Consider the following 15,240-nt stretch of genomic DNA (forward strand, 5'->3'; position numbering starts at 1 on the left):
ATGGCTGTCACGACGAACAAAGCAAAAACCGAAGGCTTGGAATGGCGTCGCTATAAGGAAGGCGAGAAAGAAGGCAGCTTCCGCTCTTCCCAGGACAAGATTTTCCAGTCGAGCTGGACGCACAAGTGTCCGGAATACATGCTTTCCACGCCGCCCTGCCAGGGCTCCTGCCCGGCCGGTGAAGACATTCGCGGTTACCTGAACATCGTGCGCGGCATCGAAAAGCCGCCGGCAGGCGTGACCTGGCAGGAATACGCCTTCCGCCGCGTCACCGAAGCCAACCCCTTCCCCGGCGTGATGGGCCGCGTCTGCCCGGCACCGTGTGAATCCGGTTGTAACCGCAACATGGTCGAAGACCATGTCGGCATCAACGCAGTCGAGCACTTCGTGGGCGACTGGGGTATCGAAAACAACATGACCTACACGTCGACCGCTGCCGAAACCGGCAAGAAAGTCGCGATCATCGGCGCCGGTCCTGCCGGCCTCGCCGCTGCCTACCAGCTGCGCCTGCGCGGCCATGGCGTGACCATTTTCGACGAGCACGAAGAGCTCGGCGGCATGATGCGCTACGGCATTCCCGGCTTCCGCACCCCGCGTGAAATGCTCGATGCCGAAATCAAGCGCATCATCGACCTCGGTGTCGAAACCCGTCTGAAGACCCGCATCGGTTCTGACGTGACCTTCGACGAGATCGAAAAGCAATACGACGCCATCTTCATGGCGATGGGTGCACAGGCGGGCCGTCCGCTGCCGGTGCCCGGCGCCGAAGCCCCCAACTGCGTGACCGCCGTCGCCTTCCTGCGCGCCTTCAACGAAGGCCGCCTGCAGCATGTCGGTAACCGCGTCGTGGTCATCGGCGGTGGCGACACCTCGATCGACGTCGCCACCGTTGCCCGTCGTCTGGGCAATGTCACCAAGAGCGGCACCCATGACGACCGTCCGGAAGCCGTCATCGCCGGCCACATGGCGTCCGACGTCGCCTCGATCTCCGCCCGCGAAGGCGCCGAAGTGGTGCTGGTGTCGCGTGCCACCATCGACAAGATGGCTGCGAACAAGCACGAAGTCGAACATGCCCAGCAGGAAGGCATCGAAATCATCGGCGGCGTCACCCCGGTCGGTGTGGTGGTCGACGACAAGGGCCGTGCCACCGCCCTGCGCGTGGCCGACTTCGTGATGGAAGGCAAGGAAACCAAGATCGTCGAGGGCACCGAGCGTGACCTGCCGGCCGACCTGATCGTGTCCGCAATCGGCCAGGGCGTCGACTTCACCGGCCTCGAGCAGTTCAACAACAACAACGGCCTGATGAAAGCCGACAAGAACTACCGCTTCCCCGGCAAAGAGCACATCTTCGTCGGCGGCGACGTGCTGCGTCCGCACCTTTTGACCACCGCAATCGGCCATGCTTCGATTGCTGTGGACGGTATCGATGCCTTCCTGAAAGGCAAGGAACTCGACAAGCGCCCGAAAGTGGACGTTCACCACTTCGACGAAATCCGCAAGTGGCTCGAAACCGGTCACGAGTACAAGGAAGTCAAGGGCCAGATCTGGGGCACCGATGACCGCAAGGACATCCTGCACAACTTTGAAGACCGCTCGGCGCGCCACATCATTCCGCACGACGACCTGTTCCTCGGCCACTTCCCCAACGTGCCGCGCAACATCCGTGAGGTGACCGTGCTCGACAAGGAAGGCGCGCTGGGCAACTTCGAGGAGCGTCTGCACGCACTGTCCGAAAAGGACGTGGTTGTCGAAGCCAAGCGCTGCATGTCCTGCGGTCAGTGCTTCGAATGCGACAACTGCGTGGTGTACTGCCCGCAGGTCGCGGTGTTCAAGGTGAAGAAGAAGGACAACCCCACCGTGGGTCGTTACGTCGACACCGATTACGCCAAGTGCATCGGCTGCCACATCTGTGCCGACGTCTGCCCGACCGGCTACATCATCATGGGTATGGGTGACTAAGCGTGGCAGGCAAAATGAAACGTCTCCTGGTGCTGGGCGCGGTCGTTCTGACGACTGCGGCGCTGGCCTGGGCCGGGTCCGAGACCCAGCCGAAGGCCGGCGGCGCGCCCAAACCGGTGATCGAAAAAGCCGTCAAGGGCGAGCAGTGCGTTGAAGACACCGACTACATGCGGCGCAACCACATGAAGGTTCTCGACGGGCACCGCGACAAGACCGTGCACGAGGGGATTCGCACCCCGAAGCACAGTCTCAAGGAGTGCATAAACTGCCACGCCAGCGAAACGACGGGCAGTGTTGCAGCGTCGAAGGACGATTTCTGCATCAGCTGTCACAGCTATGCATCGGTGAAAATCGACTGTTTCGATTGCCATTCCACCAAGCCACAAGGCTCGGCGGCGATGCATCCGCTGAATGCCGAAACGGCACACTACAAGCACAAGCTGGCTGCACAGGCGGCAAGCAAGATCAGTGCTGAAGAGATGGCGGGGGTAGCACCATGAGCGAATTGAAACCAATGTCCGAACAGGCGCCGGCATCGCCCGAGCGCCGTCGTTTTGTGGGAACGGCTGCGGCAACCGCGGCCGGTCTCGCGATCGCGCCCGGCGTCGTCCTGGTCCAGGTGGCGCATGGCCGCCCCGAAGATCAGGCTGTCAGCAGCGCGGTGCGCTGGGGCATGCTGATCGACGCGACAAAATGCGCCAACGGCTGCAACGACTGCGTCACCGCATGCAGCACCGAAAACGGCTGGACGCCGGTGGCCGAAAGCAAGCATCCGAGACAGGCGCCGCAATGGATCCGCAAGCTGGAACTGCAGGACCCGCTGACGCAGATGGAAACCAGCCTGCCGATGCTGTGCCAGCACTGCGCCGAACCGCCCTGCGTGGACGTGTGCCCGACCGGCGCGTCGTTCAAGCGCGCCGACGGCATTGTGCTGGTCGACCGCCACACCTGCATCGGCTGTCGCTACTGCATGATGGCCTGCCCGTACAAGGCGCGCTCGCTGGTGCACGAGCACCTGAACGACACGCAGAAGGCCGACGTGCCGCGCGGCATCGGCTGCGTCGAGTCGTGCACGTTCTGCGTGCAGAAGGTCGATCGCGGCGACGGCAACACGGCGTGCGCCGAGGCGTGTACCGCCGCCGGCCACAATGCGCTGCTGTTCGGTGACATGAATGACCCCGACAGCGAGATTTCCAGGCGCCTGCGCGAACTGCCGACCAAGCAGGTGCGTGCCGACCTCAATCTCAATCTTGGCGTTCGCTACCACGGAATCTAAATCAACATGGCAAGCATCACTTTCCGCGAAGTAGAAGGCAGCAGCATGAAATACTGGCTGCTGCTCGGGGGCCTGGGTCTGTTCGTGCTGTTCGGCGCACTGGCCTGGAACCACATGCACCACTACGGCCACGTCGTCACCGGCATGGACAACCAGATCGTCTGGGGCCTGCCGCACGTGTTCGCGGTGTTCCTGATCGTCGCCGCCTCCGGTGCGCTCAACGTCGCCTCGATCGCCTCGGTGTTCAACAAGCCGATGTACAAGCCGCTGGCGCCGCTGTCCGCGATCCTGTCGCTGGCGCTGATGCTGGGCGGCCTGCTGGTGCTGGTGCTCGACCTTGGCCGCTCCGATCGCCTGATCGTGGCGATGACGCACTTCAACTTCAAGTCGATGTTCACCTGGAACGTGTTCCTGTATTCCGGGTTCTTCGCGCTGGTCGGCATCTACCTGTGGACCATGCTCGACCGCAACGTCAAGTCCTGGTCCAAGGCGGCGGGCACCGCGGCCTTCATCTGGCGCCTGACGCTGACCACCGGTACCGGTTCGCTGTTCGGCTTCCTGATCGCGCGCGACCTGTACGGCTCCGCGATGCTGGCGCCGATGTTCATCATCATGTCGTTCGCCTACGGCCTGGCGATCTACCTGATGGTGCTGGCCGCGTCCTATGCCTGGACCAGCCGTCCGCTCGGCGACGTGGTGATGATGCGCCTGAAGACCCTGCTGGTGGTATTCGTCTCGGCGGTGCTGTATTTCGTCGTCGTCCACCACATGACCAACCTCTACTTTGCCAAGTACCACGCGGTGGAAGCCTTTGTCCTGCGCGACGGCGGCATCATCACCGCGCTGTTCTGGGTGGGCCAGATCCTGATCGGCTGCGTCGCGCCGCTGGTCATCCTGCTGAGTCGCCTCGGCAGCCAGCGCAACTGGATCATGATTGCGTGCGCGCTGGTCATCCTCGGCGGCATGGCGCAGATGTATGTCACCATCATCGGCGCACAGGCCTTCCCGCTGGACATGTTCCCGGGGTTGATCGAGTCGAGCAGCTTCTATGACGGCGTCGTGCACAGCTACGCGCCGAGCATGGCCGAACTCTTCCTCGGTCTCGGCGGCGTCGCGATTGCACTCCTGGTGACCGTGTTCGCGATCAAGGTGCTGCGCCTGCTGCCGGCCAGCCTGGACGACGCGACAGTCGCCAAGCTGGAGCACTGATCCATGGCCCTGCCGGGCGAACGCCGGGCAGGGGATTGCCTGGCATGAACCAGCAGACCGGATCAAACGACATGGCAAAACGCGGGGCTCGCATGCCCCGCGTCTTCATTTCGGCTGCGCATAAATCGTCCGGCAAGACCACGCTCACGCTTGGCCTGGCGGCCGCCCTGCACGCGCGGGGCCATGCGGTGCAGCCGTTCAAGAAGGGCCCCGACTACATCGATCCGCTGTGGCTCGGCATGGCGGCGCAGCGGCCCTGCTACAACCTCGATTTCCACATGATGCAGCGTGCCGAAATCGAACAGCAGTTTGCCCGCGCCGCGGCCGACGCCCGCATCAGCCTGATCGAGGGCAACAAGGGCTTGTACGACGGGCTTGATCTCGACGGCAGCAACAGCAATGCTGCGCTCGCCAAGCTGCTGGATGCACCCGTGGTGCTGGTGATCGACGCGCGCGGCATGACACGCGGCGTCGCGCCGCTGATCCTGGGTTACCAGGCCTTCGATCCTGACATCCGCATCGCCGGCGTCATCCTCAACAATCTTGGTGGCAGCCGTCACGAATCCAAATTGCGGGCGGTCATCGAGCATTACACCGATGTCGACGTGATCGGCGCCGTGCAGCACGACGCCAGCATGCAGATCGCCGAGCGCCACCTCGGGCTGGTGCCGGCCAACGAGCAGAACGCCGCGCGCGCGCGCATCCAGCACGTCGGTGAGCGCGTGGCCGCGCAGGTCGATCTGGCGCGGCTGCTGGCGATTGCCGACAGCGCGTCGGCAATGCACGTTTCACCGCCGGCCGACACGGCTTCTACCGCCGCACCGGTGCGCATCGGCATTGCGCACGATTCGGCCTTCGGCTTTTACTACAGCGAGGACCTCGACAGCCTGCGCGCCGCCAACGTCGAGCTGGTCGACATCGACACCCTGCATGCGCAGGCATTGCCCGACGTCGACGGCCTCATCATCGGCGGCGGTTTTCCGGAAATGTTCATGGCCGAACTGGAAGCGAATGACCCGCTGCGCAAGGCGATACGCTGCGCCATCGAAGCGGGGCTGCCGACCTATGCCGAGTGCGGCGGCCTGATGTACCTGTCTCGGCAGCTCAGCTGGCAGGGGCAGACGCACGAGATGGTGGGCGTGGTGCCGGGCGACACCGTGATGCACGAGCGGCCGGTGGGACGCGGCTATGCGCGTCTGCAGCCGACCGGCGCCGACCGCTGGCAGGAGACCGCGCCGATTCCCGCACACGAATTTCACTATTCGTCTCTGGAAAACCTGCCGGCCGACGCCATCTATGCTTATCAGGTGACGCGTGGCCATGGCATCGACGGCCGGCATGACGGCTACCAGCAGCACAATCTGCTGGCCGCTTATGTGCATCGCCGAGGCAGTGGCGCGCAGGGCTGGATCGCGCCGTTTTTGAACCAGGTGCGTGCGCACAAGGCGCGCGCCGCCGCTTAACCACTTTGAGGGAACACCCATGATCAAGATCACCGACGCCGCAGCCGAGCAGATTCGCGTTGCCAACAACAACCCCGACGTGTTCGACATGGTCTTGCGCGTTGCTGCCTATCAGGAAGACGACGGCAGTGTGAACTACGGCATGGGCTTCGACATCGAGCGCGAGGCCGACGAGCACCTGATCATCAACGGCATCGAAGTCCTGATCGCCGCATCCAGCACGCCCTACCTGCAGGGCGTCACGCTCGATTTCGTTGAGATGAATCCGGGCGACATGCGCTTCATTTTCATCCCACCGCTGTCCGCCGAACCCGAACCCGAAGACGACACCCCCGCCGCCGAGTGAACCCATGAACTACCTGCCCATCTTTCTCGATCTGCGCGACCGCCACTGCCTGGTGGTGGGCGGTAGCGAAACCGCTGCACGCAAGTCCGAGCTGCTGCTGCGCGCCGGTGCCTATGTCGACGTTGCTGCACCCGCGCTGCACGAAGGCTTTGCGCGGTTGCCGCATGCCGATCATCTGAAGCGCATCGCGGATGCCTTCACGCCCGCGCTGCTCGACGGCAAGGACGCGGTGATCGTGGTCGAGGAGGACAAGGCTGCTGCCAAAGTCATCGCCGATGCAGCGCGCGCGCGCCACATTCCGGTCAACGTGGCCGACAAGCCGGCGCTGTGCAGCTTCATCCTGCCGTCGATCATCGACCGCTCGCCGATCATGGTGGCGGTCTCCAGCGGCGGCGAATCGCCGGTGCTCGCGCGCATGCTGCGCGCACGGCTGGAAACGATGATCCCCGCCGCCTACGGTCGCCTCTCTGCGCTGGCGTCTCGTTACAAGGACCGCGTGCGCGCCGTCATCAAGCCGGAACAACGCCGCGCCTTCTGGGAAAAAGTCTTCCTGTCGCCGGTTGCCGAAATGGTGTTCTCCGGACGCGACGTCGAGGCCGAGCAGGAACTCGACGCCATGATCAAGGACGGCGCCGAACACGACATCCCGCGCGGCGAGGTATATCTGGTCGGCGCCGGCCCCGGCAATCCTGACCTGCTGACCTTCCGCGCGCTGCGCCTGATGCAGCAGGCCGACGTCATCGTTTACGACCGTCTGGTCTCGCAGCCGATACTCGACATGTGCCGACGCGATGCCGAGCGCGTCTACGTCGGCAAGGAGCGCGACGACCATGCTGTGCCGCAGGAAGAGATCAACCTGATGCTGGTGCGCCTGGCCAAGGAGGGCAAGCGCACGCTGCGCCTGAAAGGCGGCGACCCCTTCATCTTCGGCCGCGGCGGCGAGGAAATCGAAACCCTGGTCGAGCACGGCGTGCCCTTCCAGGTGGTGCCGGGCATCACCGCCGCCGCCGGCGTGGCGTCCTACGCGGGCATCCCGTTGACGCACCGCGACTACGCGCAGTCGGTCGCCTTCGTCACCGGCCATCTGAAGGAAAACACCTTCAACATGAACTGGGAAGGCATCGCGCGCCGCGACCAGACCATCGTCATCTACATGGGGCTGAAAGGCCTGCCGCTCTTGTGCGAGGCGCTGATCAAGCACGGCCTCACCGCCGACACTCCGGCCGCCATCATCCAGCACGGCACGCTGCCCACGCAGCGCGTCATCACCGGCACCCTCACCACGCTGCCGGCGCTGGCGGAAGCGGCCCAGCTCAAGGCCCCCACGCTGATCATCGTCGGCAATGTCGTCAAGCTGCGCGAAAAGCTCGGCTGGTACCAGCCCGAACTGCACAGCGAGCAGGCCCACCGCACGCCGCTCGAAACGCCGGACCACCTGCGCTGATCGCGGGATGAACTCCGCCGCCCTGCAGCTGGCCAGCCGGGCCGATATCGAAGCAGAAATCGCGACCCTGCGGCAGTCCGGGCGCCACATCGTGCCGGTGCGCTGGCAGGGCCAGCCCGCCTGGCTCAAGCTCAGCGTGCCGCAGCCGCCCGCCTGGCGTTATCAGCTGCTGGCCGGCATGGCCCGGCTGCTGCAGCATCCCGCGATGCAGCCGGTGCGGCCGCACGGCGGCGCCACCGGCATCCGCAACGAAGCGCGCCGCCTCGACAGCCTGGCCGATGCCGGCCTGCGGGTGCCGCAGCTGCTGGCGCATGACGAGCACTGGCTGCTGATCTCCGACATCGGCCACACCACGCTCGAAATGCTGCTGCGCCGCAGCGAAGCGGAAACACAAATGGAACACTGGCAGCACGGCGCCGGCTACATCCTGCAGGCGCATCGGGCGCGCCAGTATCTGAGTCAGGCGTTTGCGCGCAATCTGGTGTGGTCGCCCGAACACGGCTTCGGTGCGATCGACTTCGAGGACGATCCGATCAGCGCGATGACGCTGGCGCAGGCGCAAATCCGCGACTGGCTGCCGTACTTCTTCTCCACCGCCATTCACTTCAAGGATCGGCTGCCCGAACTGTGCGCAGCGATCCAGTCGGTGCTGGCGCAGGAAGACAGCACCGTGCGCGCCGGCGTGATCACCGCGCTGCGTCGCACCGCCTGGCTGCGCGCATTGCGCTGGCTGCCGGCGCGGATGCAGCGGCGCGACGTGTTGAAGACCCAGTGCTATGGCGAGCTGGCGCGCCTGTGCAGCAGGGCGTCCGCCTCCGCGCCGGCATAAACCCTGCGCCGCCACGTTCAGGAGTGGGACGGCGCGGTCTCCTGCGCCGCTTCCTTCGCCCGCATCTGGATTTCGATGTGTTCGCCGACATGGCGCACCATGCTGTCGGCCAGCTCGCGTTCGCCCACCCGCACTTCGACCGCATGCTCGCGGCGTAGCAGGTCGGCTTCGTCCTCGCTGTGGCTGCGCACCACGATATGGATGCGCGGGTTGAGCGTGCGCGCAATCTCGATCATCTTGCGTGCCTTGAAGGCGTCGGGCGTGGCAATCACCAGCATCTGCGCGCGGGCGACATGCGCCTGGATCAGCACCGCTGGCTCGAACGCATCGCCGACCACGGCGTGGATGCCGCGGCGGCGCAGCTTTTCGACCGCCTCGCGCTGCTGCTCGGCCACCACATAGGGCACGCCGCGCGCATCAAGCGTTTCGGCAATGCGCTGGCCCACGCGGCCATAGCCCACCAGCACCACGTGGCCGCTCAGCGTATGCGAGGCCACGTCGGCAGGCAGCTCGGACAAGGGGTCGTCGGGATGCTCCAGCTTGCGCGCCAGCGCCGAATAGCTGCGAATCCAGGCCTGCGCCGGCTCCACCGCCTGGAACAGCAACGGGTTGAGCGCAATCGAGATCAGCGCACCGGCCAAGATCAGGCTGTGGCCTTCGACCGGCAGCACGCCGAGTGCCATCCCGAGGCCGGCCAGAATGAAGGAGAACTCGCCGATCTGCGCCAGGCTCGCCGAGACGGTCAGCGCAGTATTGAGCGGATAGCGAAACGCCAGCACCAGCAGAAACGCTGCCAGCGACTTGCCGAACACGATAATGGCCACCACCGCCAGCACCTGCAGCGGCTGTTCCAACAGAACATTGGGGTCGAACAGCATGCCGACCGAGACGAAGAACAGCACCGCAAAGGCGTCGCGCAGCGGCAGGGATTCTTCGGCTGCGCGATAGCTCAGCGCCGATTCGCGCAGCACCATGCCGGCGAAAAACGCCACCACCGCAAACGACACGCCGAACACCGCCGACGAACCATAGGCAATTCCCAGCGCTGCCGCCACCACGCATAGCGTGAACAATTCGCGCGAACCGGTGCGCGCCACCTGCCACAGCAGCCAGGGAAACACGCGCCGCCCCACCACCAGCATCAGCACAATGAACAGTGCCACCTGGCCGAGCGTGATCGCCAGCGTGGTCAGCAGCGAGGATACGTCGGTTGCGCCGGCGGCGCTGCCCAGCGTCGCGGCCAGCGGCGGCAGCAGCACCAGCACCAGCACCATCACCAGGTCTTCCACCACCAGCCAGCCCACCGCAATGCGGCCGTTCGGCGTGGCCAGCACGCCGCGGCTTTCCAACGCCTTCAGCAGCACCACCGTGCTCGCCACCGACAGCGACAGCCCGAACACCACGCCCGCCATCAGGTCCCAGCCCCACCAGTGGGCCAGGCCCATGCCCATTGCGGTGGCCACGGCAATCTGCACCACCGCCCCGGGCAGCGCGATCTTCTTCACCGACAGCAGGTCGTCTAGCGAGAAATGCAGTCCCACGCCGAACATCAGCAGCATCACGCCGATCTCGGCCAATTGCCCGGCCAGCGCGGTGTCGGCCACAAATCCCGGGGTGTAGGGCCCGAGCACGATGCCGGCCAGCAGATAGCCGATCAGCGCAGGCAGCTTCAGGCGCACCGCAACGAAGCCGAAAATCAGCGCCAGCCCGAGCGCGGCGGCAATCGTGGTAATGAGGTCGACGCTGTGGGGCATGGTTGGGAAGAGGCGGGCACCTATGACTTTCGACGCTGCGATTTTACAGGACGCCTGATGTCGCCGACTTGAGACGACTCATTCCCGAGTCGGGACTAGAATGAAAGATGAACCTGTCAGGTAAATGCCCGCCATGACCATCAAGCTCCACCCGCAAGGGGTAGGCCGTGGTTTTAAAGACGCTATCCCAAGGGATACACCTTCGGATAAAGCGTCAACAACCACGCTCACCCTCGATGGCAACGAAGCCGTCGCCCGCATGGCCTATCTCGCCAACGAGGTGATCGCGATCTATCCCATCACGCCGGCGTCCGCCATGGGCGAATGGGCCGACGAATGGGCCGCCCAGGGCAAGCCCAACCTGTGGGGCGCGGTGCCGAAAATCATCGAGATGCAGTCCGAAGGCGGTGCCGCTGGCGCGCTGCATGGCGCGCTCACCGCCGGTGCGCTGGCGACCAGCTTCACCGCGAGCCAGGGTTTGCTCCTGATGATCCCCAACCTCTACAAGATTGCCGGCGAGCTCACGCCCTTCGTCCTGCACGTCGCCGCGCGCGCGGTCGCCACCCACGCGCTGTCGATCTTCGGCGACCAGTCCGACGTCATGGCGTGCCGCGCTACCGGCTGCGCGCTGCTCGCGTCCAATTCGCCGCAGGAAGCGCAGGACATGGCAGTCATCGCGCAGGCGGCGACGCTCGCCGGGCGCATCCCGGTGATCCACTTCTTCGACGGCTTCCGCACCTCGCACGAAGTGGCCAAGATCGCCGCGGTCGAGGCCGACACCGTCGCCGCCCTGCTCGACGCCGAGCTGATTGCCGCGCACCGCGCCCGCGCGCTGTCGCCCGAGCATCCGGTGCTGCGCGGCACCTCGCAGAACCCGGACGTGTTCTTCCAGTCGCGCGAGCGCGCCAACCCCTACTACGATGCGTTTCCGCAGATCGTGCAGGATGCGATGGACCGCTTCGGCGAACTCACCGGCCGCCATTACACGCTGTTCGACTATGTCGGCGCGGCGGATGCCGAGCGGGTGATCGTGCTCATGGGATCGGGCGCCGAAACCGTGCACGAGACGGTCGAGCACCTGCTTGCCCGTGGCGAAAAAGTGGGCGTGCTGAAGGTGCGCCTGTACCGGCCGTTTTCGCCCGGCGCGCTGCTCGCTGTGCTGCCCGCCACGGCAAACGCCATTGCCGTGCTCGACCGCTGCAAGGAGCCGGGATCGGACGGCGAGCCGCTGTACAAGGACGTGGTGACGGCGCTGGCACAGGCCGCGGCGGATGGCGTTCGCGTTATGCCGCGCGTGATCGGCGGCCGCTACGGCCTCGCCAGCAAGGAATTCACCCCCGGCATGGTCAAAGCCGTTTTCGACGAACTGTCGAATGCCGCGCCCAGGCGCGAATTCACGGTCGGCATTCTCGACGACTTGACGCATCTCTCGCTGCCGTGGGATGCGGACTTCCGCACCGACGCCTCGTGCCAGTTGCAGCACGCTGTGTTCTGGGGCCTGGGCGCCGACGGCACGGTGTCGGCCAACAAGAACTCGATCAAGATCCTCGGCGAAGCGACCGATCTGCAGGCGCAGGGCTACTTCGTCTACGACTCGAAGAAATCCGGCGCAGTCACCGTGTCGCACCTGCGCTTCGGCCCGGCGGTGATCCGTTCCACCTATCTGGTCGAGCCCGGCATGGCCGGCTTCGTCGCCTGCCACCAGCCGATGTTCGTGGACCGCTACGCACTGCTTGAACACGCCGCGCCCGGTGGGGTTTTCCTGCTCAACACCCCGGCCATGCCCGATGCGGTGTGGGATACGCTGCCGCACACGCTGCGCGTGCAGATCGTCGAGAAGCACCTGCAGCTGTGGGTGATCGACGCCTACGCTGTCGCCGCCGAGGCAGGCATGGGACGGCGCATCAACACCATCATGCAGACCTGCTTCTTCGCCATTTCCGGCATCCTGCCGAAGGAGCAGGCGATTGCCGCGATCAAGCAGGCGGTCGACAAGACCTATGGCAAGAAGAGCAAGCGACTGGTCGAGCTCAACTACAAGGCAATCGACATGACCCTGGCGGAGCTGCATCAGGCCAGCATCCCGGCAGAGACGGAAAGCGTCGAAACAGAGCGCGCTTCCGCCGCAACGGTGGATACCCCCGACTTCGTGCGCGACCTCACGCTGCCGATCTACCACGGCGACGGCGACGCGCTGCCCGTGTCGCGCTTTCCCGCCGATGGCACCTATCCCCTCGGCACCGCGCGTTTTGAAAAGCGCAACATCGCGCTGGAAATCCCGGTGTGGGACGCCGACCTTTGCACCCAGTGCGGCAAATGCGTGTTCGTCTGTCCGCACAGCGCGATCCGCGCGCGGGCCTTCAAGGCCGAGGACGCGGCCGAGGCACCGCCGACCTTCAAGCACGTGCCGGCGAAGAGCAAGGACTTCCCCGCCGGCACCCATATCAGCTATCAGGTGGCGCCGGAGGATTGCACCGGCTGCGGCGATTGCGTCGAGGCCTGTCCGATCCACGACAAATCCAATGTCAGCCACCGCGCGGTGAACATGGCGCCGATCGACCCGCTGCGCGATCCCGAGCGCGACAACTTCGCCTTCTTCCTGCGCCTGCCCGAATTCGACCGTAGCGCGATCAAGCACGGCACCATCCCAGGATCGATGCTGCTCGACCCACTGTTCGAGTTTTCCGGGGCCTGCGCCGGCTGCGGCGAGACGCCCTATATCAAGCTCGCCACGCAACTGTTCGGCGACCGCATGCTGATCGCCAACGCCACCGGCTGCTCGTCGATCTACGGCGGCAACCTGCCGTCCACGCCCTACACGGTGAACGGCGCCGGCCGCGGCCCGGCGTGGAGCAATTCACTGTTCGAGGACAACGCCGAATTCGGTCTCGGTATGCGGCTCAGCTCAGATCAGTTGATGGACTACGCGAAGCAACTGGTGCGTGAACTCGCCACGGACATCGGCGGCGATCTCGTCGAAGCGCTGGTCAACGCCGACCAGCGCGAGGAAGCCGGCATCGTCGACCAGCGCGGTCGCGTCGCGGCGCTGGTCGACAAACTGGCGGCCTCCCAGCACCCGCGCGCGAAGGAACTCGCCAGCGTCGCCGAATGGCTGATCCGCCGCTCGGTGTGGATCATCGGCGGTGACGGCTGGGCCTACGACATCGGCTACGGCGGCCTTGACCATGTGCTGGCGCTGCCCTACGACGTCAACATCCTGGTGCTCGACACCGAGGTCTATTCCAACACTGGCGGGCAGACCTCCAAGGCCACCCCGATCGGCGCCGTCGCCAAGTTCTCCGCCGGCGGCAAGGCCACCGCGAAGAAGGATCTGGCCAAACTGGCATCCGACTACGGCCACGTCTATGTCGCCACCGTCGCCTACGGCGCCAAGGACGTGCAGACCCTGCGCGTGTTCCACGAGGCCGAGGCCTACCCCGGCCCCTCGCTGATCGTCGCTTACAGCCCGTGCATCGCCCATGGCTACGACATGCTCTACAACCAGCGTCAGCAGGAACTCGCGGTGAAAAGCGGCCACTGGCCGCTGATCCGCTTCGACCCGCGGCTGGCGGAGGCGGGCGGCAATCCCTTCAAGCTCGATTCCGCCGCGCCGAGCCAGCCGATCAAGACCTTCATGGAATCCGAAACCCGCTTCGCCATGCTGCAGCGCAGCCATCCGGAGGCGGCGCAGCGTTTCCTCGAACAGGCGCAAGCTGACGCCGAGCGGCGCTTCAAGGCCTACCAGGACATGGCAGAGGGCCATGCCGACGCATCCAAAAAGGACGCCTGACATGATCGACCTCTCCACCGATTACCTCGGACTCAAGCTGAAGAACCCGCTGGTGCCTTCCGCCTCGCCGCTGTCGCGCGACCTCGATACCGCGCTGCGGCTGGAGGATGCCGGCGCCGCGGCGCTGGTGATGTATTCGCTGTTCGAGGAGGAACTGCAGGCGGAGGACGCGATGCTCGACCGCTTCCTCACGCACGCCGACCTCGGTCACGGCGAAGCGGACAGCTTTCTGCCCGACCACGGCGAATTCCGGGGCGGGCTCGAGCGTTACCTGTCGCACCTGCACCAGCTCAAGCGGCGGCTCGAAATTCCCGTGGTAGCCAGCCTCAACGGCGTGTCGCCCTCGGGCTGGGTGGCGCTTGGCCGCGAACTGGAGTTGGCTGGCGCCGATGCGCTGGAACTCAACGTCTACCATGTCGCCGCCGACATGCAGCAGTCCGGCCACGCAGTGGAAGCGCGCTACCTGGAGCTGCTGGCCGACCTGCGCCGCGTCGTCAGCCTGCCGATCGTGATGAAGCTCTCGCCCTATTTCTCGTCGCTGCCCAATTTCGTCAAGCAGCTGCAGACCGCCGGGGCGCAGGGTGTCGCGCTGTTCAACCGCTTCTACCAGCCTGATATCGACCTCGACGAATTGCGCATGACCGACCAGCTGCATCTGTCGTCCGCCGACGAAGCGCTGCTCCGCATCCGCTGGATCTCCATCCTGCATGGCCGCACGCAACTCACGCTCGCCGCCACCGGCGGCGTTCACAGCGAGAGCGAGGCGCTCAAGCTTTTGCTGGCCGGTGCCGACGTCGTGCACCTCGCTTCCTGCCTGCTCGCGCACGGCCCCGGCAAGCTCACCGACATCCTGGCGGGCCTGCAGCACTGGATGGAGGAAAGGGAATATGAATCGGTCGCCCAGATGAAGGGCAGCATGAGCCAGCAGAACCTGCCCGACCCCTCGGTTGTCGCGCGTGCCAGCTATCTAAGGGTATTGGACAGCTTCACGGCGAAACCGGGCGTGTGGTCATAGGGTTTGGGGCAGGGCTGTCGCAGAAGGAGTCGGCAGTGTCCTGCAGGCAAGCGTGAACGCGCGTGCCCTCCACGCTAGATCCGATCCGGACCGTCGCGCCCTCGAGGGCGGAGCCAGACCGCGCTTCGTAGTGAGCCTGCGTGCAAAGCAAGACA

At 65.3% G+C, this 15,240-nt stretch carries 11 protein-coding genes; 10 read left to right on the forward strand and 1 reads right to left on the reverse strand.

The window, feature by feature from the left end; translation table 11 throughout:
- From Q8R61_RS11600 to Q8R61_RS11635, 8 genes are all read left to right on the forward strand, one after another.
- The gene (locus tag Q8R61_RS11600) at positions 1-1,959 is read left to right on the forward strand and encodes an NAD(P)-binding protein (protein WP_305537379.1); all 1,959 of its coding nucleotides are present in this window, start codon (positions 1-3) and stop codon (positions 1,957-1,959) included.
- Positions 1,960-1,973: 14 nt separating this feature from the next.
- Positions 1,974-2,459, forward strand: coding sequence for a hypothetical protein (locus Q8R61_RS11605; protein ID WP_305537381.1), 486 nt, complete (start codon positions 1,974-1,976; stop codon positions 2,457-2,459).
- On the forward strand, positions 2,456-3,235 hold the full coding sequence (dsrO, locus tag Q8R61_RS11610; protein WP_305537384.1) for a sulfate reduction electron transfer complex DsrMKJOP subunit DsrO: 780 nt from the start codon (positions 2,456-2,458) through the stop codon (positions 3,233-3,235). Before Q8R61_RS11605 ends, dsrO begins: the two co-directional genes overlap by 4 nt.
- A gap of 6 nt (positions 3,236-3,241) precedes the next feature.
- Positions 3,242-4,444 carry an NrfD/PsrC family molybdoenzyme membrane anchor subunit gene (gene nrfD, locus Q8R61_RS11615; RefSeq protein WP_305537386.1) on the forward strand — a complete coding sequence of 401 codons (1,203 nt, stop codon included), beginning with the start codon at positions 3,242-3,244 and terminating at the stop codon, positions 4,442-4,444.
- A 92-nt stretch (positions 4,445-4,536) separates the two neighbouring features.
- Positions 4,537-5,907, forward strand: coding sequence for a cobyrinate a,c-diamide synthase (locus Q8R61_RS11620; protein ID WP_305537388.1), 1,371 nt, complete (start codon positions 4,537-4,539; stop codon positions 5,905-5,907).
- Positions 5,908-5,926: 19 nt separating this feature from the next.
- Positions 5,927-6,253 (forward strand): iron-sulfur cluster assembly accessory protein, encoded by a 327-nt coding sequence (locus tag Q8R61_RS11625; protein WP_305537389.1) that lies wholly within the window; start codon positions 5,927-5,929, stop codon positions 6,251-6,253.
- 4 nt (positions 6,254-6,257) lie between these two features.
- Positions 6,258-7,697: a siroheme synthase CysG gene (cysG, locus tag Q8R61_RS11630; protein WP_305537391.1), complete on the forward strand. Its 1,440-nt coding sequence runs from the start codon at positions 6,258-6,260 to the stop codon at positions 7,695-7,697.
- A 7-nt stretch (positions 7,698-7,704) separates the two neighbouring features.
- A complete protein-coding gene (locus tag Q8R61_RS11635; RefSeq protein ID WP_305537393.1) occupies positions 7,705-8,526 on the forward strand; it encodes a hypothetical protein in 822 nt (273 codons plus the stop codon).
- A gap of 17 nt (positions 8,527-8,543) precedes the next feature.
- Here the strand turns inward: Q8R61_RS11635 and ybaL are convergent, their stop codons facing one another.
- Complete coding sequence (gene ybaL / locus Q8R61_RS11640) at positions 8,544-10,280, reverse strand: YbaL family putative K(+) efflux transporter (RefSeq protein ID WP_305537395.1); 1,737 nt, start codon at positions 10,278-10,280, stop codon at positions 8,544-8,546.
- Between the two features lie 184 nt (positions 10,281-10,464).
- On the opposite strand from ybaL, the gene nifJ reads away from it, so the two are divergent.
- Positions 10,465-14,070, forward strand: coding sequence for a pyruvate:ferredoxin (flavodoxin) oxidoreductase (nifJ, locus tag Q8R61_RS11645; RefSeq protein WP_305537739.1), 3,606 nt, complete (start codon positions 10,465-10,467; stop codon positions 14,068-14,070).
- A gap of 1 nt (position 14,071) precedes the next feature.
- On the forward strand, positions 14,072-15,085 hold the full coding sequence (locus Q8R61_RS11650) for a dihydroorotate dehydrogenase-like protein (protein ID WP_305537397.1): 1,014 nt from the start codon (positions 14,072-14,074) through the stop codon (positions 15,083-15,085).
- Positions 15,086-15,240 lie beyond the last annotated feature (155 nt).

It is taken from the genome of Thiobacillus sp., assembly GCF_030696885.1.
Classification (GTDB): domain Bacteria; phylum Pseudomonadota; class Gammaproteobacteria; order Burkholderiales; family Thiobacillaceae; genus Thiobacillus.